Origin of the sequence: Clostridium rhizosphaerae (genome assembly GCF_016765585.1) — a bacterium.
Taxonomy (GTDB): domain Bacteria; phylum Bacillota; class Clostridia; order Clostridiales; family Clostridiaceae; genus Clostridium_AT; species Clostridium_AT rhizosphaerae.
In genome coordinates, this window is record NZ_JAESWC010000023.1 from 13759 (window position 1) to 37169 (window position 23411).

Genomic DNA, 23411 nt, shown 5'->3' on the forward strand with positions numbered 1-23411 from the left:
TTTAATTTTATTAGAAAGAGCATAAAACTATATGTCTTATGCCCTTCCATAGCTATATAACTTTATTTTATCTTAAGCTTTTGTAAAACTCAACCCGTTTTCTAAAGCAGCAACCTTTACTTTATCACCTTTTTTAATATTTCCTTTTAATATTTCTTCTGAAAGCTTATCTTCTACAGCCTTCGTTATAGCTCTTCTAAGTGGTCTTGCACCATAGGTTAGATCAAAACCTTCTTTAGCAAGATAATCTTCAGAACCCTCATCAAAAATAAGTTCTATATCCTGCTCTTTAATTCTTTCTGCTACAGTTTTAAGCATGAGCTTAACAATATACTTTAAGTCTCCTTCTGCAAGCTGATGGAATACGATAATGTCATCAATTCTATTCAAAAATTCTGGTCTGAAGGAACGTTTTAATTCATCCATAACATTTTCCTTCATCTTTTCGTATTCATTTTCCGCTTCTTTCTCACTGTATGCTGCAAAGCCTAGAGTCTTTTGCTTTTTAATTGTGGTTGCGCCTACATTTGAAGTCATTATTATAATAGTATTTTTAAAATCAACAGTTTTTCCTTTTCCATCTGTAAGTCTTCCATCTTCAAGTATTTGAAGAAGAATATTAAATACATCTGGGTGAGCTTTTTCTATTTCATCAAAAAGAACAACTGAATATGGATTTCTTCTCACCTTTTCGGTCAATTGTCCTCCTTCATCATAACCCACATATCCTGGAGGGGAACCTATAAGTCTAGATACTGTGTGTTTTTCCATATATTCAGACATATCTATTCTTATCATATTATTCTCATCACTGAACATAGCTTCAGCGAGAGCTTTGGATAGTTCTGTTTTTCCTACACCGGTTGGACCAAGGAAGATAAATGAACCTATTGGCCTTTTGGGGTCTTTAAGTCCTACTCTTGAACGCCTTACTGCCCTTGCTATAGACTTTACAGCTTCTTCTTGACCAATAACTCTATTATGAAGTATTTCTTCAAGCTTTAATAACCTCTCCGATTCCTTTTCCGTAAGTTTCTCAACTGGCACATTAGTCCATCTTGAAACTACTGCAGCAATTTCCGGTTCACCAACAATATGATGAGTTGATCCCTCATTTTGAGTTCTCCAATTATGTTTTTGACCATCGAGCTTATCCCTTAATTCTTTTTCTGTGTCGCGAAGTCTAGCTGCCTTTTCAAAATCCTGAACACTTATAGCATCTTCTTTTTCTTTTGTTGTCTTTTCTATTTGCTCTTCAAGCTGCTTTAAATCTGGAGGTGCTGTTAAATTTTGAATCCTAACCTTTGCGGCAGCCTCATCAATAAGATCTATAGCCTTATCAGGAAGATATCTATCTGTAATATATCTATCTGATAAGTTTACTGCTGCACCTATTGCCTCGTCTGTAATTTTTACTCTGTGATGAGCTTCATATTTATCTCTAAGTCCATATAAAATTTGAAGAGCTTCTTCTTTACTTGGCTCTCCTACGGTTATTGGTTGGAATCTTCTCTCTAAAGCTGAGTCCTTTTCTATATGTTTTCTATATTCATCAATTGTTGTAGCACCTATGCATTGAATTTCTCCTCTAGCTAAAGCTGGCTTTAATATATTAGAAGCATCAATTGCTCCCTCTGCACCACCAGCACCAATTATTGTATGAATTTCGTCAATGAATAATATAACATTTCCAGCCTTTCTGATTTCCTCCATTACCTTTTTAAGTCTATCCTCAAATTCTCCCCTATATTTTGAACCTGCTACCATAGATGAAAGATCTAATGTTACTACCCTTTTATCCTTTAATATTTCGGGTATGTTGCCTGCTGAAATTCTTTGTGCTAACCCTTCAACAACCGCTGTTTTACCAACTCCAGGGTCACCTATAAGACAAGGATTGTTTTTAATTCTCCTACTTAATATTTCAAGTAATCTTTGCGTTTCCTTATCTCTTCCTATAACCGGGTCAAGCTTTCCTTCCGCAGCCATACTTGTTAAATCTCTTCCAAATTGATCTAAAGTTGGAGTTGCTTCTTTCCCTGATGCTTTATGAGTAGCAGCTTTTCCCATACTTGGCTGCTCTCCAGGAGTTCCTCCCGCCATACTATCAACAATTTCTCTTCTTAATTTATCAAAATCAGCTCCTAAATTGCTCAGTATAGTATAAGCGACACCTTCTGATTCTGTTATAAGAGCAAGAAGTATATGCTCTGGGCTTATATAATTATGTCCTAAGTTTCTTGATTCCAAAAGACTAAGTTCAAGGAGCCTCTTTGTTCTTGGAGTTAACGGTATTTCATTTTTATAAAGATCTGCATCACCTTTTCCTTCATACTCTTCAACCAAATTACTTACGTTTTCTATAGTTATACCTGAATTATTAAGAATTTTTCTTGCGATACCATCTTCTTCTTTCAAAATACCAAGCAAAATATGCTCTGTACCTACATAACCATGTTGAAAACTTTGAGCCTCTTGTTGAGCATACATAATGACCTTTTGTGCTCTTTCTGTAAATCTTGAAAACATCATTGTAATCACCACCTATAAATTATTTATTAATCTAAATCATTGCCGCCAAGACTTTTTCTTAGAAGTTTAGCTCTACTAAAATCTCTATCCTTTTCTGACAACTTTGCATTGGAAATAAGCTGAAGTGTTGCAGGCTGAGTCTCAACAAGCAAGGAATTTAATACTTGAACGTCTACATCCTTAATTATGCCCATTTCTACACCCATTCTTACATTTGAAATAAGATTTAAACACTCTTCTGAATTTAAAAGTACAGCAGATCTTAAAACCCCCAGGGACCTATAAACCTTATCTTGAAGCTCGTACTTATAACCTTTCATAAGCTGCTGTCTCGACCATTGTTCCCTGTCTATTATCTGTGCTACAACAGCTTTCAGATTATTAATTATTTCTTCCTCGCTTAAGCCTAAAGTAACTTGATTAGATATTTGATATAAATCACCTTCTGCTTTAGAGCCTTCACCAAATAAACCTCTTATAGTCATACCCACCTGTCCAACTACATTTAAAATTCTTACCATTTCATTATTCATAGACAAAGCAGGCAAATGAAGCATTACAGATGCTCTAAGCCCTGTACCTATATTTGTAGGGCAAGCTGTTAAATAACCTAACTTTTCATCAAACGCATAATCCAGCTTTTCTTCTAAAAGATTATCAAGTTTATTTGCTAAATCATAAGTCTCATCTAAATTAAACCCTGAGGTTATACATTGAAGTCTGATATGATCCTCTTCATTAAGCATAATGCTTACAACTTCATCATTATCTAATATGAATGCTGACTTTTTATAATTTCCTAATAACTTGTGACTTATAAGATGTTTTTCATAATATGCTCTGTTAGTTAATTCTTCGTTCATCCAAAGATATTTACTTTTATAATTTTCTTCTGTATACGAAGAGCTATAGAAAGCATCTTCAATATTTTTAACTATATCTTTTCCTGTCTCCTCTGATAATTTATCAGGAAACGGAATCTCTCTTAGATTTCTTGCAAGTCTTATCCTGCTGCTTAAAACAACATTATAATTATCATCAGCTTTAATCCAATTTTTCATATATTCCTTAACCTCCTTTTCCCTTGGAAGCTTCATTTATTCATTGTTTTGAAGAGATTTTATCTGATCTCTAATTTCTGCTGCCTTTTCATACTCTTCACTAGCTATAGCCTTCTGCAAGTCTTCCTTTAGCTTAGTAAGACGCCTTTTTTCAACTATTTCCTTACCCATCTTTTTAGGAAGCTTTCCAACATGCTCTATATTTCCTTGAACCTTTTTTATAACAGGATTTATACTTATATTGAATTCCTCATAACACTTACTGCAGCCGAGAAGTCCATTCTTTTTAAACTCACTATAAGTTGTTCCACAATTCTTACATGTCAGATCACTGGTTTTAGTAATGTGCTGGGAAGGACTCATATAATCCATTAATCCGCTTAAGATACTTTGAAAAGTAAAAGCTGATCCAAGGCTATTACTGGCTTCACTATGAAAGCCATTTAGTTCTTTTGCACATTGCTCGCATAATCTTAACTCTTGTTTTTTGCCATTTATTATCTGAGTCAGATAAACGTTAGCTTCATTTTTCTTACAGTTTTCACATTGCATATACTTCACCTCAATTACAAAAGGAATTTAACTTCTTGGTAAATTATACCATAATATATTTTTTTAATAAATAATAGTGGCTGTCATTGCCTTTAATATATCCGCTCTTAGTTTGTTTTTGCTATCGATAACTCCTAAGGTTCTATCACTAATGGCAATCTTCATTAGGCCTGATTCTCTATGCGTTATTATGTTTGCTTCAAGCAGTCCATTAATAACTTGAACTCCTCCCTCATAGGTTAAACTATTACCTATCTTTTCATTTATTGCTTCCAACAGAGATTTTTGATGACCGAATTCAATTTTTTTAATTAAAATACAACCCCCTCCACCTCTTTTGCTCTCTATGTAGTAACCTTTGTCAATTGTAAATCTAGTGGTTAAAACATAATTTATTTGTGAAGGAGCGCAGCTAAAATAACTTGCTAGCTCATTTCTTTGTATTTGTAATTCTTCTTCACTGCTTTCTTCAATAAGCTGCTTTAGAAATTCTTCAATTATATCAGATAGTCTTGCCATAAATGCATCTCCTGTTTTATTTCAATGTTTCGACTTTGACTTTCTTTGACCTTAATTAAATAATAGTATTTTAGTATTTTCTATTCAACATCTAAAATATTCATTTTTAAATCAATAAACAATATTAGGCGCTAATATCTCTTTATTATTAATTATCTCTCACTTTTTCTTATTTTACATATAAATTAAAGGACAGAAGCTAACATCTGTCCTTTGATTTACAATATTTATATTTCTTCATCTTCAAAATCTATTTCTCTAATACTATAAACATTTTTTATTGTAAAGGTAGCAAGCTTTCTATAAATATCTCTAGCTTGATCCATAGTAATTCCTGAAGCTATAACTTCTTTTACTATTATCGGATTTACTCTTTCAAAAGCACCTGCAATTTCTGCCGCTCTTACCTTTATATTAGAAGGTCTTTGATTCATATCTATATTTCTTAATGTAAACATAACTACCGCTCTTACAATAGCATCTCTTCTATTCTCATCAATAGTCTGAAGCTTATTAAATAAGTTGCCCCGCTGACCTATAAGTTTTGTTATATTATCTGCCTTTTGATTTAAACCATCAAGTTGTTCTTCCTTAAGAATATTAAGTACAAAAACTATGATGCTTCTAAGTATCTGGTTAATACGATATTCTGGGACCCCATGGTATCTCATAGTATTAAATATCCAAGAATTAGTTCTTTTTAGTTCATTAATAAGAGATAAGCTAGTTGCTTCTATAGTTCCAGGAAATCTTGAGTAATTGTTTGCCGTATAAGTAACGACAGTCTTAAAAATATTTTGTGTAACATTTGTGTTAAGGCCATGTCTTTGAAGTTCCTGATATAAGTTTGTAAATTGAGTGTTAACCAAATTAATAATTCTATTAACGTCCTGCATCGGTTGTCTCATAAAGTCATAATCAAATTCTTCTTTTTCAATAAACTCATCATCTTCTACTATTATTGGCAATTTAGTCAGCTGGTCTGCATAAATGCGCATTTTACCCCTCCTAAAACATCTACATTAACTAATATATGATTTGTTTTTCAAAAGGGTTATACTAAATACACACTATTTATTTTGTTATTTGATAGAGTTATTTTTCAAGAGTTGCTTTTATTAAATTCTGTACCCTATTTGGAAGTTCTTTTGACTCTTCTTTTGAAAGTTCTGAAGTAATAATTGGTTCTAATATATTTACTGTAACCTTTGCAGGCATAATTATAAGACTTTTCTTTCCCATAATTTTATAAGAACCATCAATGGCAACAGGAACAACTGGAACACCGCTTTTTAAAGCAAGCTTAAAACTCCCTGCCTTAAACTCCCCCATTTGTTCTCCGCCGCTTCTTGTACCTTCGGGAAAAACAACCATGGAATAGCCTTCTTTTAAATATTGTGCTCCCTCGTTTATACAGCTTATTGACTGTCTTATATCCTTTCTATCCATAAACACACATTTCATCTGCCTCATCCAGGATACCACCATAGGCATTTTTGTAAGCTCAATCTTAGCTATAAAACCTTTAGGTCTATTTACATAAGTCATAAGTATAGGAATATCAAAATTACTTTGATGATTGCTTACATATAATACAGGACCTTCTGGCAAGTTTTCTTCACCAATTACTTTAATTTTAGAACCGCTTAGACTTATAAGCAGCCTTGTCCAAAGACTTGTCGCCTTATGTACAACTTTAATTCTTTCTTCATTTTTGTTTTGTTTATCTAAAAGCTTTGCCCATAATAAAGCAGGCATGCTTAAAATTAAAGATATCCAAAACCAAATGAACCATATAATTGTTCTTAACATAACATCCTCCATTTTTACTATTTAATGTGCTTATTATATCATATTTTTTGACTTTGATAAATTTTCCTGTAATGTTATAATAACAACAAAAGTTATAAATAGGAGGATTTGTCATGATTGAACTTAGAAGAATAACACCTGAAGATTACGATGATATAGTTGATATATCGAAAAGTATTTGGGAAGGTTCAGATTATCTTCCTAAACTTTTTCATAAGTGGGTTAATGATGAAGGTTATTTTCTTGGTGCGGTTGATACTGAAAAAAATAAAGTTATTGGTGTTGGAAAATTTTCTATCCTACACGATAATGCTGGATGGCTTGAAGGTCTAAGAACACATGTTGATTACAGAGGCAGGAAAATTGCCAGACTTCTAAGTGAAAAGCTCATTGAAATATCTAAAGATTATCTGCAAGAAGGTAAAATAAATAAAATAGGTTTTGCTACTTACATAGATTCTATAGAAAGTATTACGCTTATGCAAAAGTTAGGTTTTAAACTAGAAAAAAAGCTGTATCTTATTAATAAAGAATATGATAATTTAGATTCTAATCTCTCCTTGTGTGATTTTAAAGTTGAGTCATGGAAATTAACTTATGAAGAATTTACAAATCTTAATTATATAGAAAAAAGAGATGGCCTTCTGGACTTAGCCTTTGTATTCCAAAAGCCCACATTAGAACTGTATGATGAGCTAATTGAAAATGAAAGTTTTATAATTATAAATGGTTATAAAGGTATTATTAAGCTTAAAAACGAGCCATATTTTGCAGTTGAAGGTGATAGCTTTGATGGAATAAATACCTTTATGAATTACTGCTTGTTAAAATATAAAAATAAAGATTTATCTGCTCCATTTACAACATTAACTGAACAAGATAAAACTATAATTACAAAATTAAAGCAGTCAGGTTTTATATCATGGAGTGGCTGGCAGCTGGACTATTTATATTTTTTATACAAATAAAAATACGGATGATGTTATCATCCGTACAAAATTTATACTTCTCTTAGACTGTTAAGAGCCTCCTCTATCTCATCTTTGGGGAGGTTTCCTTTTTCAAGCTCCTCTTCCGTTTTATCTAAAAGCCTTTTATAAAAACTTATTCCCAAGTTAACTATATCTTTACTATTATTAGAATCCTCCAGAAGCTCATAAAATATATCTTCTGCTTTATCATATTTTTTAGCTATTTCATAATACTGAAAAAGCAATTTCTTGCTTTCAAAGGGTATCTCATACTGATTTATATCATTAAGTATTGACTCTATATTTTCCTCGCACTGATCCAACAAGTCAGAATCCTTTAAAAGAGCATTTGAATAAATATTAACGCTTTTTAAATTTAAATTAAAGGCTTTCATAACATCTCCTTCAGCCTTAAATATATCGCCATCAAGCTTTAAAAGTTCAGCAAGTATTAATAGCTTTCCCCCTTCAGTAGATTCATAGGAGGCCACAAAATTCATCAGATCGTTATAGGAAAGACTTTCAGCCAGCTCTTGATTTAAACCTAATAGCTGCTTAAAAGCTTCACCTATAATCTCATGGCTTTCTTCAAATTGTTGTTCTCTATTTAACTCAAAAATCTTTGCTATTGTTTCTGACAATTGTTTCATCTTTGTTTTAAAATAATCGTTTTTTATCATATGTAATCTTCACTCCTTCATCGTTATAGAGTTTTCGAGGATTCCTTAATTAATCTTTCAAAAAGTCTTCTCATAATCTCATTTGTAGCTGCCATCATCTCCGGATGCCACTGAACAGCCATAACAAAAGCCTTATCTTCCATCTCTATAGCTTCGACAGCACCATCCTTTGCTCTTGCTGTAACTTTAAAATCCTTGGCTATATCTTTTAGAACCTGATGATGAAAACTATTTACATAAGTATTTCCCTCTGTAATTTCATACAGCTTGCTTCCTTTCTCAACTTCTATTATATGAGTAGCCACATCTGGCTTTGCATTTTGCGAATGTTTTACAAAACAGCCTGGCATGTAGGATAAATCTTGATATAATGTTCCGCCAAAGGTTACATTAAGTATTTGAGCACCTTTGCATATACCTAGTATCGGTTTATTTAAACCAACAGCTGCTTTAATTGCCTTTATTGTAAAATCATCTACAAGAGGGTGAATAAATCCTAAATTTTCTCTTGGTTCATCACCGTAAAGCAAAGGATTAACATCATATCCTCCAGAAATTATAATTCCATCTAAAATACTTATTTGTTTATCTATTATCTCATTATCCAGAAGAGGAGGAATTATTACAGGAACTCCTCCTGCCATATGTACAGCTTTGATATAGTCATTATTAACATAGGACCTTTCCGAACCTGCAAAAATATCATTTTCAATTAAAAGTAAGTTTCCTAAAATACCTATTACAGGCTTTTTCATAAACCTTCCCTCCTAAAAAACTATTTATAGTAATAAAGCCATCGCATAACTATTTGTAAATGTACCATCAGCCAGTTTCTTATCCTTTATAAAAGTACCTTCAACCTCAAAGCCCATTTTTGTATAAAGGCTAATACCTCTATAATTTTTTGTATCAACTTCAAGAGTTATTCTTAAAAATCCATTATCTTTTGTCCAATTTATAGCTGCCTTCATAAGTCTTGTTCCAATCCCTATGCCCCAAAACTCTTTAGCTAAGGCGATTCCAAGAATTCTAGAATGTATCAGCCTTTTGCGGCTGCTTCCATGAAGTCCGCAGGTCCCTGCTATTTTACCATCAACCTCTGCGATAATAAACAGTTCTCTATCATTGCTTAATTTATCTTCCAAAAACTCTCTTTCCTTTTCTAAAGTCATGGTAAATTCATCCGGCTCTCTTAAAAGGAAGGTAGTTTCATTATCTATTTTTCTAATAAGCTCAATAAGCTCTTCTGCATCATCTACTCCTGCGCTTCTTATTACAATATTCTTATCCTTACACATATATTTTATTTCTTCAAAACTTCCCATTATATTCCCCCCGATTAATTTAATGTATAAATTATACCATAAATTCCAATATGTTTATCAATATATCAATTAACTATGGGTAAACTATATTTGTGCACCTCCCTAGCACAATTTTTATTTTTCGAAAAAGATTGAAAAGGAGAAAACTATGAGCGATAAAAATTTGCAGGAAACAAAATTATTAAATGAGCAAGCAAAAGCTAATTCTACACCTGACGGGAAATCAAAGATAAGTCTAACTCAGGGCGTTACTGAAGCTGACTTTAGCAGCAGCGTTAACAGCTTGAATTTAGAAGAAGCAAAAAAGCTGAATCAACAGTCAAAAGCTAATAAAGGTCTTCAATAAGTAAACTTAAACTAAAAAACTCTAGTAAAAAGTACAAGATTTATACTTTTTACTAGAGTTTTTATTTGCCTAAACGTTAAAGATCAATTGCTTGTTCTTTTAAACACTTAAGATTATTTTCATAAAAATCATGTCCGAAATACCGGTGCCCTTATTTTGACACCTATCTCTCGATAGGTGGGTATCCTCACAGATCATTCAATCGCTCTCAATGCCGTTAAAGGACTCACAGGTGAGTACATTTATCTATCTAAATATCGGATTCCCTTGGCTTTAATGTAGGTTCAAAAGAAGAGCTTAGCGCATATTCCAGAACACATGATTTATATAACACAGTAGGTTGTTCCCTTCTGTGATTTATATAATATCACAAATAATTTTATGATACAAGGGGGCTATTATGGCAATTAATACAATATAGATCTTATTTAGTAAACTGACAAGTATATGAATCTTTTGTCAGCGTATCAAAACTATACCCCATTGCCTTAAGTCCTTCAATTATGTTAGACAAAGCATCAGCAGTGGTTGTCTTAGCAGCGCTTTCATGCATAAGCACTATAGCCTTTTGTTTGCCTTTTGCTCCATTTAGTACATTTTTAATTATTGTGTCCTTAGAAAGAGTAGCTGCTGAAGCATCTGAAGAAGATACATTCCAATCAAAATATTGGTATCCCAGCTCCTTCATTTTAGGTATAAGCTGTTTTCCCATGAACTCTTTGCCACTGTATCTCCAGCTTACCTGATTGTTTGACCCTCCTGGAAATCTTAGTATATTAGGTCGTATACCCGCAGCTTCATATATAAAATCGTTTAGTTTATTTGTGTCAGCTATATAATTATCAACAGAAGAATAAACATAAGCGTAATTATGAGAAGCAGTATGATTACCGATAGAATGCCCTTCCGAAGCCATTCTCTTCAGCATTTGCCTTTGAAACTCCCTATTTTCAGGTTTATCCATTATATTAGGAAAAAAGGTGGCTTTAATATTATATTTCTTTAAGGTATCCAAAATTTTCACTGTATTGTTAGACATAGCATCATCAAAAGTTAAGTATACAATTTTATCTGCTTTGCCCGGAGTTTCTGTAGGCTTTTTGTCCGGCTTTGTTTCAGTCGCAGTAACCACCGGCTTACTATTTTGTTCTATTTTTTGCTCTACTTTTTCTTCTTTGCTTGTACTAATCTTTTCATCAATCATTTTATTAACCTCTGACTGAGAACTTTGACTTTGCACATTTTGCTCTTCATTAGTTGCCAACACTTTATTATTCTCTACTTTAGGCTTGTCCCCTGCTTTGCTGCAACCGCTAAATATACACACAATCATAGATATTACTATAGTTACTAAAAATAACTTTTTAACCAAGACCCATTCCCCCTTAAAATAAAATCTATTAATCAAATAAAATTTCTTTCAACTCTTCTAGTGAATATATTATAAAGTCTGGTTTCTCACTATAGTTTACATTATTAGTGTCATACAAACAGGAGCTTATGTTTGAATTTTTTGCCCCCATAATTTCAAGTTCTCTGTCTCCTACTACTAGTGCCCTGCTTTTATCTATTTCGTATTTATCAATCAAATAATTAAACGCCTCTGGATGCGGTTTTCTCTTAAATCCGCTATGCTTATTAACTACCTCAGTAAAACACTTCTCCATATTATATGCTTTCAAGTATTTATAAGTGCTGTTACCTCTATGAGTTAATATAAAATTTTTTCCGCCATTTTTAGCTATTTCCTCACAAATTTCCTTTGCATACTTAAAAGGAACAATTTTATCAATAGGCGCTTCTTTCTCATAAGCTTTAAACCTGCTAATAAAGCTTTCACTGATGCTATAGTTCTCACTGAAATAATTGATTGCATCAGATACAGAAATTTTTATATACTTATGTATATTATCATCCTCAGTTTCTATTCCATCGTCTTTTAAAGCCATCTTAAAGGCATATATAATAGACGGATATGTATCAAATAAAGTGCCGTCGAAATCCCATATAATATCTGTATAGTTCATAGCTCTCCCCCCAATATTTGCAATTATTTAACATATAAAATCTCTCTATATAAACATACAACAGACCATAATACTTGTCTATAAAAGCAATAAAATAATTTACATTACGACATTAATATTTTATTATTAAAGTATAACCATTGTCGAATGGGAGGAGAAAGCATGGAAAATTGTTTGAGTACCACAGGCATTTACTATAAGGATATAAAGGAATACAAAACGGATATCAACGCTGTCATAGAAAGTATGATTGCAAATAAAGAACGTTTAGTATTTTCAGTCGTAGCAGAAAAAGCATCAATTACTCCTTTCGTAATAAGACAGTACCCTGATCTTAGAAACTATATACTCCAAACAATGGTAAACTATAAAGAGATACAAGTTTTAAAGGAAAAGATAGAAAAAGCTGCTGCAAGTTTAGCTAAGTCAAATAAAAATCTCACATTTTTAGCTATAATAAACAAATGCAAATTTGACTCTAATATGGTTTATCAAAACCAGTACATAAAAGAAAAAATAAGAAGCATAATAGCTGAACAAAACCAAAGGAGCAGTCTTTAAAAAACTGCTCCTTTTTATGTTACATATTTAATTTTCTATAAACTCCCGTTTGCCTTTTCTCTTATTGCTCATTTCCGAAAATAAAATTAATATTTTTCTGACACCAGTAATTAAAAGTACAATAAATATTAGGTCAGCTTCAATTGCCAAATCAGGAGCAGTATTATACAAAGCCTTTGTCATAGTTTCATAACTTAGTGCAGCTATCGGCATCAGTATATTAATTAAAAGCCCCCATATCAAATATAAGACCTTTGATTTCCCTCCGCCTCTAAATTTTTTTCTCCAATGGGTCAGTCTGAAAAATAAAATAACTGCACCTAGTAAAATACCTAATAAAATTATATTTATAACAACCTGTACCTTTACTATGTTTACACTATTAATTTCAGTGGGGTTGTGTCCCTTCATAATATTTTTCATGGCTCCATCAAAATAGATACTCGGAAGTTCTACATTATACTTATTAATAATATTTTTGAGTCCAATAGTTTCTAATACTGAATATAGCATATGATTAGAGTTATACACTAAAAATCCAGCCTTCTTATCAATGGGGTTTATTACCATAAAGGCGTGATAATTTTCATGGTCACCACCATGATAAAACATACCGCTCTCAATAAACATTCCCAAACCAAATTGAAAACTTGGATCAGTTACAACTGGCCATGTCATTTTTTTAAAGCTTTCAGCTGATAAAATAGTTTTATTGTTATAGCTTCCTTCATTTAAAAGCATAGACATATAATGCGCCATATCATTTGCACTTGAATATATCCATCCTACTGAAACACAGTTTTCCTGATAAGGACGATAAATGCTATAGGTTCTACCAAAGAAAGGTTCAACCCCTTCTGATACATTTTCCTTAGGCAGTTCCTTTTCTGATAAGTAAGTATTTTTCATGTCGAGAGGCTCTAGTATGTTTTTTCTTAAATACTCTTTATAAGACTGCCCAGTAACCTCTTCAATAGCTGCACCTAGTATAAGAAAGCCTAAATTGGAATATTCCCACTTCTCTCCTGCTGACCTAATTGTTTTTAAATCCTTAATTTTCAAAATACGCTCTTTTATGCTTATATTTCCTTCATTAGAAAATAAAACATCCTGATATGCACCTAGCTTAAGACCACTTGTATGAGTTAAAAGGTGTTTAACCGTAATCTTAGGTGCCCCTTGAGGAACACTTATTTTAAGCCATGGCACATAATTTTCTATTGGTGTATCAAGATCAATCTTCCCTTTTTCAGCAAGCTTCATAATTGAAATTGCTGTGAAGGTCTTACTTATAGATCCAATTTTAAACAAAGTATCTGGATTAACTTCTTTTCCGCTATTATCATAAGTTCCAAAACCCTTTGAATATACTTCGTTATTGCTTATAATGCTTACAGCTGCACCTGGTATATTAGATTTCTTCATTTCATCTTGTATAAATTGTTCAAGCTTTGAGTAATCCTCTTTACTTCCTGCAGCAGTATCCCTAGCATATACAATATTAGATATTGAAAAAACAAACCCAACAATCAAAGTTAATACTTTTATTAGTTTACTTTTTTTCAATCCATCCACCCCATTTAAAACTCTTACTAAAATCTACTTCTAAAATTCCGCAATAAGGTATATCATCTTGGTACATAAACTGTCTCATTACAACACCATGAGTTACAACAATTATTTTGTCATAGCACAAATATTTTTCTAACCCTTTAAAAGCCCTGGCAGCTACTGCGCTCAGCTTTTCCCAATTCCTTTTATCGCTTTCTGCATATTCTCCTTTACACAAAGTACATTCCTTGCCGGCAGCTTTAACCACATCATCAGATATGTAGCTAAAGCTTAAATCAGGCAGCCACTCATGAATATCAACTTCAATCTCTATATCAAGATTTCTTTCCTTGGAAATAATTGCTGCTGTTTGAAGTGCCCTTGTATAAGGCGATGATACAATAAGCTTTGCCCCATTAAGTCGCTCATCCTTTGCTGCATTCCTTGCCAGCTCTTTACCCTTTTCAGTAAGCTGAGCCAAATCTAATCCATGGCCCTTAAATTTCCTTTCGGTCACAAAACTATAATCTGGTTCCCCATGTCGTATAAGAATAAGCTTTGTCATAATATTAACCCCCTTGTAATTTCTATTTATCATATAAAGTTTATTAAACCTTATACCCCTTAAATAATTTGAGGCTGCATACTCAGCAGCCCCTAAAGAAGATATTATTCAAATTCTATATCTTTATTTTGTTTTATAGTAAAATATATAAAATAAGCAATTAGACTAAAAGCTAAAAATCTAAAACCAATAAATATAGAATAATTCGTTGCGAAATATCCAAAAAATAATCCGCATATTATAGTAAATACTCTCAAGGCAAGGGACTGGAATGATTCTACAGTAGCTCTTATTTTTGATTCAGTTCTATGGTGAAGATAACCTAATACTAAAGGTTCAACAACACCATAAGCTGCAAACGAAATTATGAGCGGTATAATCCCTAAAGATGTTTTTAAGACACTTGCTCCAAATATTGATGATAAAAGAACTATTATTACAGTGGAAAAAATTGTTTTGTTTGAAAACTTATTTTTAAGCTTATAAGCATATATACCAGATAAGCTTGAAGAAATCATTCTTGAAGCACTTATAACTCCAAAGAGAATAACGGGAACATTTATGGCCTGAAGATAAGTTTGCCAGAATTCATCAATATAGGTGAAAACTGCCCCTGTAACTATACCAAAAAATAATATGAATTTAATGGCTGATTTATCTTTTAGAAAATTAAAAGCAGCTGCCATATGTCTAAAATAACTTATAACCTCTTCCTTTTCATAAGCTGCTTTTGGCTCTTTAAAAAAACAGGCTATAATAACCGAAATCATAACACTTATCAAAGACATCCAATAAGTAGTTATATAACTGCTTTTAGCTGCAACAAAACTGCCTAAAAGCGCTGCAAGCATAGCAGCAAAATAATCATAAAAACCTATTCTGCCTAAAACTCTCTCGAAGCATTCCGTATCTCTATTCATCTTAAGTGATTCAAACACCAATGCATTGCTTGTTCCACTGCATAAGGATTTACCTATACCTGCCATAGTTACAGCTAAAGCAAAATGCCAAAAGCTATGAGCGTATATCAAAATTATAAATTCCAGCAAAGAAAAAACTGCATGGAATACCATTAATATTTTTTTGCTCCATTTATCAGCTAAAGAGCCTGTAGGAACTTCCAGCAATATAACAACAGCTGCATAAATAATTTCTATATATACAACCTGCTGACTTGTTATTCCTCTCGAAGCCCAATAAAGCCTTTCTATAACATAAGCAAAAATCAAGCTGTGAAAAAATGAATATGCATACATCAAATAAATGTTAAGTTTATATCTAAATAAATTATTATCCATTATCTCTCCTCCTTATTATTAAAACATAACCTAAATAATAAGGCGGCGGACGAGGATAATTTATTATATAAGCCTTTAATAGGTCTTAATTAGGCGGCATAAAACAATCCCTCCTTTGTTTTGAGTATTAATCTCATACTTTTAAATTATAAATCCCTTCAATTTCTTTTATTAATTCATTACAAGTCTTTTTAGCCTTCTCTGTCTTAATGCGAATATCTTCTAAGCTTGAAATTTGATAGTAATACTCAAGCAATTTAACTTCCTCTTTAGGTATATGATTGGATATATGTATAAAATGCAGATAATGATACTTAGGTGTATATTTAACTCTCATAAGCTGTACCAAAGGATCAGCAGCATATTTTAAATAATAAATGAAAGCCTCCGGGTAGTTGTTTCTCTCAACATATTTAATTACTCTAGAATGCTGATTATACTTGGCCTTTACTTCACTAATAATATTTTCAATTAAACTTATGTACACTTTTTCTTCATCTTTTAATATTGTTATTACATTTGACTTATCAAATATTACCTTAGGAAATTCAAGTATATCTCCTTCTATAAACCTTACCTCATCTTTATCTCTGCTGTGACTTTGTATACAAAAATCAATTATTAAATATTGGCTTGTTCCCTCTATATGATAATAGTTTTGATGAATTTTAGGATGCGCATGATTTATGCTGTATTTAAAATCTAATTTTCCAAGCCTTGATAGTTCCTCTTCAGCTAGAGCAAATGCTCTGTCCTCATATCCATCTTCTACATCAAGCCAAATATCTATATCTGAATACTCATCTACTGCATTTAGTGAATCTGCTCCCTCAAGCCAGTAGGCATGAACCTCATCCATTGAAATGAATTTATCTTTAATAGCATTAATTATTGTGTTTCTATCTATGGAGTTCATATATTTTCTCCTTACTTAAATGTTTTAAAAAACTTTTTCAGATCCTCTTTAGTAATATCATTTAAGTTATGCCATCTCACTCCTTGTACTGCTCCTTCTAAGGCACATAACATACTGCAGCATGCTGTATTGTCAATCACCTTAATTCTAGTAAATGCTTCCTTACTACCTAAGTTTATCAATTCTTCCGGGGTGTTGATATCTACATCTTTTAATTTTTTCTCTAATACTGAACCTATATTAGGCATTTTAGTTAGTTCTTCCAATTAAATCATCTCCTGATTATTTTTATCCTATCAAGTACTTCAAAATAATATTTCTTCAACAACCTTATAACCTTTAATTATATTATAAGTTATAATTTGGTATACATATATATAAATATTTTATTTTCCAAACTTTAAGACTTTTAATGCTCACTACCATAGTTACTAATCCTGAACATGAATTTAAAGGCAGTTTGCTTAAAACTGCCTCTATTTCTTATATAGTAACAGGAATCCATATCTCGCAGACATAATCGTCACAGCTTGTATCTCCCGGAGGATATACCTCTATTTCATAATCGGCTGCTCTTTTATACCCACATGTAGTAAACCACTCAGTTGTTATTCTTGTCCACATCTCATCAATAGGATGCTCCTTGCCTGACAAATTTCCTCTTGCCGTAAAAACTGCCCACTTGTTAGCTGGAATAGTATATACGTCTAAATCGGTTAAAATATTATCATCAGCCTCAGCACCGATTGCAAGTAATGTTTCTCCATTTTCAAGCGTTTTTGTAAAGCCCATTTGCCACATAGGAGCACGATATAACTTATATTGGTCTCTAATTTTTTCATTCATGCCGTGATTTAAAAATTCATCCCAAATATTCCAAACCTCTCCTGCTACCTCTCTCCAATCATTTGCAACAATGTTTGCAGATTGCCTTTGTATTTTCCTAACCATTCCTGTCAGCTTAATTTCTTGTTTTTCTTCGATACGATATTCCATCTCTACATCTCCTTTAATTGAAATATGAAAAGTGATGCGAGGATATGCTTTAAGCTTTACACCTAAATTTCGAGCCATCTTTGGAGTAACACCATGCATTTCATAAAAAGCACGAGTGAAAGCATCGGGGGAATTATACCCGTACTTTAGAGCAACATCTATTACTTTCATACTGCTCTTTTGCAAATCCAATGCAGAAAGTGTCAATCTTCTACGTCGAATATACTCAGACAAGGATATACCTATAATATAGGAAAAAACTCTCCCAAACTGATGCATTGAGCAGCATGCAATTTTTGCTACTTCATCATACATAATATCCTCATCCAAATGATCTTCAATATAATCTATGGTAGCCGTCATTCTCTCAATCCATTCCATCTTGCACCAACCTTTCGTATTTAATCTTAACAAAGGTGACTTTAATGTTCCCTGCATTTTAGGTACAAATATGCAGGTGTATATAGATAGGTTGATTTACTTTATATATCTTAAGAAGTCCAAACCTAATAACTTCTCTTAGTTCTTCTGCTGCAATCCCTTGACCCCAGTTTATAAAATTTATTATGTACCAAAATAATTATGAGCTGTTAGAACAGTCGTAATTATATCCATTGACCATTTTCTATATTTTTCAATATAGCCCTTTTTATCAAATTCCTCTACAAACTTTAGCCTGTCGTATTCAACACAGCGTCTTGAAGTTGAAATTTTATTATTAGTTATATTCAATATAGTATACTGGGCTCTAGGATCTCCATTGAATGGCATTCCTACGGAACCAGGACAAATGAACCTTTTTCCATTCACTTCTTCATCCATAAACAAATGATAATGTCCAAAAATACAAATATCACTTTCCATAGCCTCTGCTATCCTAACAAGTTCATCTCTATTAGGTTCATTATTTTCTCTTCTTAAGCTGTCAGCATTTATGAAAACATCACCATCTGATGGGTTATGACATAAACTCATAACAACTCCATCCTTTTCGATTAATAAGGCATTAGGAAGTGATTTTAAAAATTTTATTCTTTCTTCTCCTAACTCATTATATATTTCTTTATTTACTGGATAAAGCCAGTCAGCATTTTTCTCTATTGGAGTTATTAATTCGTCAATATTTCCTGATATAATTAGATTATCTTTGTTTTCTCTCTTGCACTTAATTAATAAGTCTACTGTTTTATTTGATCCATAGCCCCCAAATACATAATCACCTAGGAAAAAAATCATATCTGCTTTTTCGTTATTTATATTCCTTAATACAGCTTCAAAAGCAGTACTATTGCTATGTATATCAGAAACCAGTGCAATTTTCATATAATACCTCTCTAATAAAATTTAATATACTACTAAAATCATCAGTTAATATATTCTTCTTAATATGTAAAATTCCTTCATTATACTACATAAACTTCCATACATAAAAATAAGAACCCTTTTTGAAATTTATAAGAGTTCTTAAATGCTATATATTAATTTTTTATAATACTAAATTAATCCAGGTATTACTATTTGTTCATATGTATTTTTTTCTTCAAACTTATGAAGATAATCAAAGCACTCTCCGATATCGTATACTATACCATTTGATTTGCACGTACTTTCAAATATTCTCATTAGCTTTGCATTATTAGGACTTGGTAGCTGATATGCAAAGTTATATTTTTTAATATATCTATCCTTCATTCCCGGGAAATACCGATCCAGCTTTTCATAAAAATACTCTCTATTTCCTTCCCGCAAGGTTAATCCCATACCAAAACAAATAATTCCATGCACTTTTGCCTCAATACAATAATCTAAAATCCCCATAATATTTTCCTCAGTATCATTAATAAAAGGTAAAATAGGACAAAGCCAAACTACAGTAGGGATTCCATTATCACGCATTATCTTTAAAACTTCAAATCGTTCCTTTGTAGTACTTACATTTGGCTCTATAATTTTGCACAAAGCTTCATCATAAGTAGTTAAAGTCATTTGTACCACACACTTTGTTTTTTCATTGATTTTTTTAAGCAAATCTAAATCTCGCAAAATTCTTGCAGACTTAGTTTGTATTGCAAGCCCGAAGCCATAGGAATGGATAAGTTCAATACATTTTCTTGTATTTCCAAGCCTTTCTTCTAAATGGATATAAGGATCGCTCATGGCACCAGTTCCTATCATGCATTTCTTTCTTTTTCTCCTAAGAGTCTCTTCTAAAAGCTCAGGAGCATTTACTTTTATCTCTATATCTTCAAAGTCATGCTGCATCTGATAGCATCTGCTTCGTGAATCGCAATAAATACAGCCATGAGTACAACCTCTATATATATTCATGCCATTCTGAGCTGACAAGATGCCTTTTACTTTTGTTTCATGCATAATCTTCTCCTCTTTACTCTATATAAGTCTTCTAATTAACTGTAATATCATCTTCCAGCTGTCTTGTAAATTCTTCAACAATTTTTTGTTTCTCGTTCCAATAATATTGTGCTTTTTCCGTTACCATTGGATTAATTAAACGTTTATTACTCCCCATAATGATGTGCTTATAAACATCCAGATAGCTCTGTGCACCGCTAATTCCTTTATCTAAGGAATACCATACTATTCTCAGTGCTCCTTCCTCATCAAGCAAATCAGCCTCCATAAGGATTATCAATTCTATAGGAGTGTCCTTTTCCTTCAATAATTCCTTTGAAGAATGAAGGGATATTAAACCTTTTACCCTTTCAATGAATGTTAAATCTAAATTCATTTTTAGACCATATTCATAAAATATTTTAGCACTTCTCTCAGCATGAAATTCTTTACCCTCAGAACAGCCTATATCATGAAAAATCACTGCTGTAAATAAAATATCTGTATCTACATCTTTTCTTTCTCTTACTAATCTTTTAGCCCATCCAAGTACACGCAAGGTATGCTGATATTTAGACCTGAACGCCATTAAGGGATTAGGCGGTACATCTCCATGTAAAGCAAAATACTCTTTTACATAATTTAAATGTTCTTCATACATTTATTATATCTCCTTAAGTCTATAACCAATTTAAAGCTCTTAACTTTTAGGCTTTAATGCTATTCCTTCGCTAAAAGCAGGATGATTATTATCCCTTTCAGAAGTTATAATTGTCATTCCTTCAGGAATTGGCCACTTAACGCCTATTGTTTTATCATTCCAGGGAACACCGCTTTCATCCTCAGGGTGATAATAATCGGATAGCTTATAAGCAAATTCAGCAGTTTCGGAAAGGACTAGGAAACCATGTGCAAACCCTTCTGGAACATATAACATATTTTTCTTTTCAGCCGACAAAATAACTCCAAACCACTTACCATATGTCTTTGATCCTTCACGAATGTCAACTGCCACATCGAACACCTCGCCGCTTATAACACGAACCAGCTTCCCTTGCTGATATGTTTTTTGAAAATGTAATCCTCTAAGAACTCCTTTTTTAGACATTGATTGGTTTTCTTGAATGAACTCCATATCAAGCCCCGCTTCTTTAAAATCTTTGGAATTATATGTTTCTAAATTATAACCTCTTTCATCTAAAAATATTTTAGGTTCTATAGTATAAAGACCTTCTATATCCAAACATTTTTCAAACTTGAACTTCCCCATCTTTTACCTCCATCTACCTACTTACTTTCAGTATTTTTTAACCTTTCAACGATTAATTTAGCAAGCTTATGTGAATTGCCAGCACCAAAAACGATGATAATATCTCCCTCTTTAGCTTTTAAAGAAATTGTATCTGCAACATTATTAAAATCTTCAATATAAGAGGCCTTACCAGCATCAACTTTACTTATGAAGGAACCCATATCCACAGGTTCTAGATTTTTATTAATTTCTCTACCAATATAAGTTTTTGTTACTATGACCTCATCTGCATTGTTCAAAGCAGCAATAAATTCCTCAGGAAATAATTTCAGTCTTGATATTTGATGAGGTTCAACTATTGCATATACTTTTTTATTCTGGTAAATAGTTTTAAAAGTATCCAAAACCGCAGCTATTGCAGTAGGATGGTGACCATAATCATCGTAAACTTTTATTTTATTCACTTCATCAACTAATTCAGTTCTTCTCCCAATACCACTAAATTTTTTAAACACAGTTTTCATTGTTTCTATACTTACCCCCAATTCAATAGCAGCACTGAGTACCCCTAAGGAATTTAAAACATTATGTGCCCCTAGAAGACCAATCTTAAAACTATCTTTAAAATTAGGGCCACAAACCTCAAAGTCTACACCATCTTCAGCAAACTTCATTATTTCACCTTTATACTCAGCGCTGAAAGGAAAATTAAATTTATGTTTTAAGTAATATCCAATGACCTTAACATTTTTCTCTTGAAGCCAATCTTTTATATCTATAAGTACTTCTCTAATTCCCTCATTTTCTTCATTTACCACAAGAGTACCGGAATTCTTTATGTTTCTTATAAACTTTTTAAATGCCCTTTTAAATTCTGCGAAGTCTTTGAAAAATTCAGGATGATCCATTTCAATGTTATTGATAATGATTAGAGATGGTGAATAATTTAAAAAATTGCAATTAAACTCATCTGCCTCACAGACAAAGTATTTAGATTCAGATATCCTGAAACCACCTCCCCAAGGTTTATATATAGTTCCAGCTTCTACTATAGGATCTAGTTCTCCAGCCTCTAATACTAATCCTGTTAAGACTGTAGTAGTGGATTTTCCGTGGGTGCCTGCTATTGCAACAAGAAATTTATCTTTCTGAAGATATTTGCCCATGAATTCCTGCCAGGTCATTAATATATTCCTCTTTCTTGCTTCAACAATTTCTGGATGGTTAGGGTTAATATCAAAAACAGCTGGTGTAACTGCCAGAATGTCTACCCCCTTTAAATGTTCTGAGCTATGCCCCAATTTTATATCAATTCCGCTATCAAGTAATGCATCACTATAATAACTTGTTTCATTACAGTCACATCCGGACACCTCGAATCCTGATTTTTGAGCTATTACTGCTATAGGTGCCATTCCGCTTCCTCTTATACCCATAAAATGCACATGCAATCTTTTATCCATACTTTTACTCCTTTGAAATTAATTATATAACTAATACTCAGTCTAAAAATATATGTCATTCCACAATTGCACCTCAATATATCCTCCGACAAGTCCATATTTCTCTGGAGTGCTTCTAATAAATTGTAGAATATCTTGTTTTGATTCGTTAATTAGCCTAAATAGATCTTCTTTTCTCCATACTGTGTTTTCAGTTCTTCCCATATCCATGAGGTGCATACTATCTCTTGGAGTAAAGCTTATATGTGAAGCTTCAATATCCTTTAGTAAAATCTTCACATTATTGTCATTGCCAAAAAAGCTGTGTAACCTCTCACTCTCAAGTAATGTAAAATATATTGGATGATGTGTCTGGGGTTCACCCTTTAAAGATGTAAATTCATTATACAGCCATTCTTCTGTTCTCAACCTTTTATGATAATAGGTATCGAAGTAATCGCCATATCTATCTCTTTTTGAAAGGCTTGCCTGCGACAATTTACTTGCCAAAGCATAGGCTTCTTCTTTGGTTAATCTTGTTATGCTGTGTAGTGGTAATCCACCAGCTTCCCTATAATTTGTTATATACAGGTCATCAATGTTCATAATAGCTATCCCCTTATAATTTTAAAATAGCCTCCAATTCGTAGTAT

Annotated in this window: 26 protein-coding genes and 1 other RNA gene; 3 read left to right on the forward strand and 24 right to left on the reverse strand. The window is 32.4% G+C overall.

From position 1 onward, the window contains the following. Window positions 1-72: 72 nt before the first annotated feature. The 6 genes from JK636_RS22350 to JK636_RS22375 all read right to left on the reverse strand — a co-directional run bounded on the left by JK636_RS22350 (window position 73) and on the right by JK636_RS22375 (window position 6476). Entirely contained in the window at window positions 73-2532 is a 2460-nt protein-coding gene (locus JK636_RS22350) for an ATP-dependent Clp protease ATP-binding subunit (protein ID WP_202751205.1), read from the reverse strand. A gap of 26 nt (window positions 2533-2558) precedes the next feature. After that, window positions 2559-3593, reverse strand: a complete 1035-nt coding sequence (locus tag JK636_RS22355) for a protein arginine kinase (RefSeq protein ID WP_202751206.1) — start codon at window positions 3591-3593, stop codon at window positions 2559-2561. 36 nt (window positions 3594-3629) lie between these two features. Continuing rightward, window positions 3630-4145: a UvrB/UvrC motif-containing protein gene (locus JK636_RS22360; protein WP_202751207.1), complete on the reverse strand. Its 516-nt coding sequence runs from the start codon at window positions 4143-4145 to the stop codon at window positions 3630-3632. A gap of 63 nt (window positions 4146-4208) precedes the next feature. Then, a complete protein-coding gene (locus JK636_RS22365) occupies window positions 4209-4664 on the reverse strand; it encodes a CtsR family transcriptional regulator (protein ID WP_202751208.1) in 456 nt (151 codons plus the stop codon). Between the two features lie 227 nt (window positions 4665-4891). Next, window positions 4892-5662 carry a hypothetical protein gene (locus tag JK636_RS22370; RefSeq protein WP_202751209.1) on the reverse strand — a complete coding sequence of 257 codons (771 nt, stop codon included), beginning with the start codon at window positions 5660-5662 and terminating at the stop codon, window positions 4892-4894. A gap of 97 nt (window positions 5663-5759) precedes the next feature. Next, the gene (locus JK636_RS22375) at window positions 5760-6476 is read right to left on the reverse strand and encodes a lysophospholipid acyltransferase family protein (RefSeq protein WP_202751210.1); all 717 of its coding nucleotides are present in this window, start codon (window positions 6474-6476) and stop codon (window positions 5760-5762) included. A gap of 113 nt (window positions 6477-6589) precedes the next feature. Here JK636_RS22375 and JK636_RS22380 point away from each other — a divergent pair, with 113 nt between their 5' ends. Continuing rightward, the gene (locus tag JK636_RS22380) at window positions 6590-7444 is read left to right on the forward strand and encodes a GNAT family N-acetyltransferase (RefSeq protein WP_202751211.1); all 855 of its coding nucleotides are present in this window, start codon (window positions 6590-6592) and stop codon (window positions 7442-7444) included. A 32-nt stretch (window positions 7445-7476) separates the two neighbouring features. On the opposite strand, the gene JK636_RS22385 is transcribed toward JK636_RS22380, so the two are convergent. Genes JK636_RS22385 through JK636_RS22395 form a run of 3 tightly spaced genes read right to left on the reverse strand, consistent with a single transcriptional unit; the run spans window position 7477 to window position 9452 of the window. After that, window positions 7477-8127 (reverse strand): DUF6483 family protein, encoded by a 651-nt coding sequence (locus JK636_RS22385; protein WP_202751212.1) that lies wholly within the window; start codon window positions 8125-8127, stop codon window positions 7477-7479. Window positions 8128-8150: 23 nt separating this feature from the next. Next, window positions 8151-8882: a gamma-glutamyl-gamma-aminobutyrate hydrolase family protein gene (locus JK636_RS22390; RefSeq protein ID WP_202751213.1), complete on the reverse strand. Its 732-nt coding sequence runs from the start codon at window positions 8880-8882 to the stop codon at window positions 8151-8153. Window positions 8883-8906: 24 nt separating this feature from the next. Then, complete coding sequence (locus tag JK636_RS22395; protein ID WP_202751215.1) at window positions 8907-9452, reverse strand: GNAT family N-acetyltransferase; 546 nt, start codon at window positions 9450-9452, stop codon at window positions 8907-8909. 148 nt (window positions 9453-9600) lie between these two features. Between JK636_RS22395 and JK636_RS22400 the strand changes: the two genes are divergently transcribed. Further along, complete coding sequence (locus tag JK636_RS22400) at window positions 9601-9798, forward strand: hypothetical protein (RefSeq protein WP_202751216.1); 198 nt, start codon at window positions 9601-9603, stop codon at window positions 9796-9798. Window positions 9799-9925: 127 nt separating this feature from the next. On the opposite strand, the gene ssrS is transcribed toward JK636_RS22400, so the two are convergent. The 3 genes from ssrS to JK636_RS22410 all read right to left on the reverse strand — a co-directional run bounded on the left by ssrS (window position 9926) and on the right by JK636_RS22410 (window position 11825). Next, window positions 9926-10117: non-coding RNA, 6S RNA (gene ssrS / locus JK636_RS24220), on the reverse strand. Window positions 10118-10222: 105 nt separating this feature from the next. Further along, entirely contained in the window at window positions 10223-11170 is a 948-nt protein-coding gene (locus JK636_RS22405; RefSeq protein WP_202751217.1) for a polysaccharide deacetylase family protein, read from the reverse strand. A 28-nt stretch (window positions 11171-11198) separates the two neighbouring features. Next, window positions 11199-11825 carry an HAD-IA family hydrolase gene (locus tag JK636_RS22410; RefSeq protein ID WP_202751218.1) on the reverse strand — a complete coding sequence of 209 codons (627 nt, stop codon included), beginning with the start codon at window positions 11823-11825 and terminating at the stop codon, window positions 11199-11201. 162 nt (window positions 11826-11987) lie between these two features. Between JK636_RS22410 and JK636_RS22415 the strand changes: the two genes are divergently transcribed. After that, the gene (locus JK636_RS22415) at window positions 11988-12386 is read left to right on the forward strand and encodes a hypothetical protein (protein ID WP_202751220.1); all 399 of its coding nucleotides are present in this window, start codon (window positions 11988-11990) and stop codon (window positions 12384-12386) included. 27 nt (window positions 12387-12413) lie between these two features. Here the strand turns inward: JK636_RS22415 and JK636_RS22420 are convergent, their stop codons facing one another. The 12 genes from JK636_RS22420 to JK636_RS22475 all read right to left on the reverse strand — a co-directional run bounded on the left by JK636_RS22420 (window position 12414) and on the right by JK636_RS22475 (window position 23364). Further along, window positions 12414-13952 carry a serine hydrolase domain-containing protein gene (locus tag JK636_RS22420; RefSeq protein WP_202751222.1) on the reverse strand — a complete coding sequence of 513 codons (1539 nt, stop codon included), beginning with the start codon at window positions 13950-13952 and terminating at the stop codon, window positions 12414-12416. Then, window positions 13939-14502: a histidine phosphatase family protein gene (locus tag JK636_RS22425; RefSeq protein ID WP_202751224.1), complete on the reverse strand. Its 564-nt coding sequence runs from the start codon at window positions 14500-14502 to the stop codon at window positions 13939-13941. Before JK636_RS22425 ends, JK636_RS22420 begins: the two co-directional genes overlap by 14 nt. Before the next feature lie 104 nt (window positions 14503-14606). Continuing rightward, a complete protein-coding gene (locus JK636_RS22430) occupies window positions 14607-15800 on the reverse strand; it encodes an MFS transporter (protein WP_202751226.1) in 1194 nt (397 codons plus the stop codon). Between the two features lie 133 nt (window positions 15801-15933). Next, on the reverse strand, window positions 15934-16716 hold the full coding sequence (locus JK636_RS22435) for a hypothetical protein (RefSeq protein WP_202751228.1): 783 nt from the start codon (window positions 16714-16716) through the stop codon (window positions 15934-15936). A gap of 11 nt (window positions 16717-16727) precedes the next feature. Then, window positions 16728-16982, reverse strand: a complete 255-nt coding sequence (locus JK636_RS22440) for a TfoX/Sxy family protein (RefSeq protein ID WP_202751230.1) — start codon at window positions 16980-16982, stop codon at window positions 16728-16730. Between the two features lie 217 nt (window positions 16983-17199). Further along, a complete protein-coding gene (locus tag JK636_RS22445; RefSeq protein ID WP_202751232.1) occupies window positions 17200-18093 on the reverse strand; it encodes an AraC family transcriptional regulator in 894 nt (297 codons plus the stop codon). Between the two features lie 183 nt (window positions 18094-18276). Then, window positions 18277-19035 (reverse strand): metallophosphoesterase family protein, encoded by a 759-nt coding sequence (locus tag JK636_RS22450; protein ID WP_202751241.1) that lies wholly within the window; start codon window positions 19033-19035, stop codon window positions 18277-18279. Between the two features lie 171 nt (window positions 19036-19206). Then, the gene (locus JK636_RS22455; protein WP_202751251.1) at window positions 19207-20085 is read right to left on the reverse strand and encodes an SPL family radical SAM protein; all 879 of its coding nucleotides are present in this window, start codon (window positions 20083-20085) and stop codon (window positions 19207-19209) included. Between the two features lie 31 nt (window positions 20086-20116). After that, window positions 20117-20725 (reverse strand): HD domain-containing protein, encoded by a 609-nt coding sequence (locus tag JK636_RS22460; protein ID WP_202751252.1) that lies wholly within the window; start codon window positions 20723-20725, stop codon window positions 20117-20119. 39 nt (window positions 20726-20764) lie between these two features. Continuing rightward, the gene (gene rfbC, locus JK636_RS22465; RefSeq protein ID WP_202751253.1) at window positions 20765-21334 is read right to left on the reverse strand and encodes a dTDP-4-dehydrorhamnose 3,5-epimerase; all 570 of its coding nucleotides are present in this window, start codon (window positions 21332-21334) and stop codon (window positions 20765-20767) included. 17 nt (window positions 21335-21351) lie between these two features. After that, complete coding sequence (gene murC / locus JK636_RS22470) at window positions 21352-22779, reverse strand: UDP-N-acetylmuramate--L-alanine ligase (protein ID WP_202751254.1); 1428 nt, start codon at window positions 22777-22779, stop codon at window positions 21352-21354. Window positions 22780-22821: 42 nt separating this feature from the next. Beyond that, window positions 22822-23364 carry a hypothetical protein gene (locus tag JK636_RS22475; protein ID WP_202751255.1) on the reverse strand — a complete coding sequence of 181 codons (543 nt, stop codon included), beginning with the start codon at window positions 23362-23364 and terminating at the stop codon, window positions 22822-22824. Between the last annotated feature and the right edge of the window lie 47 nt (window positions 23365-23411).

Excerpts from the sequence above, each read along its gene's own strand:
- JK636_RS22350 (WP_202751205.1), bottom strand. The coding sequence starts at position 2,532 with ATGATGTTTTCAAGATTTACAGAAAGAGCACAAAAGGTCATTATGTAT.
- JK636_RS22355 (WP_202751206.1), bottom strand. The coding sequence starts at position 3,593 with ATGAAAAATTGGATTAAAGCTGATGATAATTATAATGTTGTTTTAAGC.
- JK636_RS22360 (WP_202751207.1), bottom strand. The coding sequence starts at position 4,145 with ATGCAATGTGAAAACTGTAAGAAAAATGAAGCTAACGTTTATCTGACT.
- JK636_RS22365 (WP_202751208.1), bottom strand. The coding sequence starts at position 4,664 with ATGGCAAGACTATCTGATATAATTGAAGAATTTCTAAAGCAGCTTATT.
- JK636_RS22370 (WP_202751209.1), bottom strand. The coding sequence starts at position 5,662 with ATGCGCATTTATGCAGACCAGCTGACTAAATTGCCAATAATAGTAGAA.
- JK636_RS22375 (WP_202751210.1), bottom strand. The coding sequence starts at position 6,476 with ATGTTAAGAACAATTATATGGTTCATTTGGTTTTGGATATCTTTAATT.
- JK636_RS22380 (WP_202751211.1), top strand. The coding sequence starts at position 6,590 with ATGATTGAACTTAGAAGAATAACACCTGAAGATTACGATGATATAGTT.
- JK636_RS22385 (WP_202751212.1), bottom strand. The coding sequence starts at position 8,127 with ATGATAAAAAACGATTATTTTAAAACAAAGATGAAACAATTGTCAGAA.
- JK636_RS22390 (WP_202751213.1), bottom strand. The coding sequence starts at position 8,882 with ATGAAAAAGCCTGTAATAGGTATTTTAGGAAACTTACTTTTAATTGAA.
- JK636_RS22395 (WP_202751215.1), bottom strand. The coding sequence starts at position 9,452 with ATGGGAAGTTTTGAAGAAATAAAATATATGTGTAAGGATAAGAATATT.
- JK636_RS22400 (WP_202751216.1), top strand. The coding sequence starts at position 9,601 with ATGAGCGATAAAAATTTGCAGGAAACAAAATTATTAAATGAGCAAGCA.
- JK636_RS22410 (WP_202751218.1), bottom strand. The coding sequence starts at position 11,825 with ATGAACTATACAGATATTATATGGGATTTCGACGGCACTTTATTTGAT.
- JK636_RS22415 (WP_202751220.1), top strand. The coding sequence starts at position 11,988 with ATGGAAAATTGTTTGAGTACCACAGGCATTTACTATAAGGATATAAAG.
- JK636_RS22425 (WP_202751224.1), bottom strand. The coding sequence starts at position 14,502 with ATGACAAAGCTTATTCTTATACGACATGGGGAACCAGATTATAGTTTT.
- JK636_RS22430 (WP_202751226.1), bottom strand. The coding sequence starts at position 15,800 with ATGGATAATAATTTATTTAGATATAAACTTAACATTTATTTGATGTAT.
- JK636_RS22435 (WP_202751228.1), bottom strand. The coding sequence starts at position 16,716 with ATGAACTCCATAGATAGAAACACAATAATTAATGCTATTAAAGATAAA.
- JK636_RS22445 (WP_202751232.1), bottom strand. The coding sequence starts at position 18,093 with ATGGAATGGATTGAGAGAATGACGGCTACCATAGATTATATTGAAGAT.
- JK636_RS22450 (WP_202751241.1), bottom strand. The coding sequence starts at position 19,035 with ATGAAAATTGCACTGGTTTCTGATATACATAGCAATAGTACTGCTTTT.
- JK636_RS22455 (WP_202751251.1), bottom strand. The coding sequence starts at position 20,085 with ATGCATGAAACAAAAGTAAAAGGCATCTTGTCAGCTCAGAATGGCATG.
- JK636_RS22460 (WP_202751252.1), bottom strand. The coding sequence starts at position 20,725 with ATGTATGAAGAACATTTAAATTATGTAAAAGAGTATTTTGCTTTACAT.
- rfbC (WP_202751253.1), bottom strand. The coding sequence starts at position 21,334 with ATGGGGAAGTTCAAGTTTGAAAAATGTTTGGATATAGAAGGTCTTTAT.
- murC (WP_202751254.1), bottom strand. The coding sequence starts at position 22,779 with ATGGATAAAAGATTGCATGTGCATTTTATGGGTATAAGAGGAAGCGGA.
- JK636_RS22475 (WP_202751255.1), bottom strand. The coding sequence starts at position 23,364 with ATGAACATTGATGACCTGTATATAACAAATTATAGGGAAGCTGGTGGA.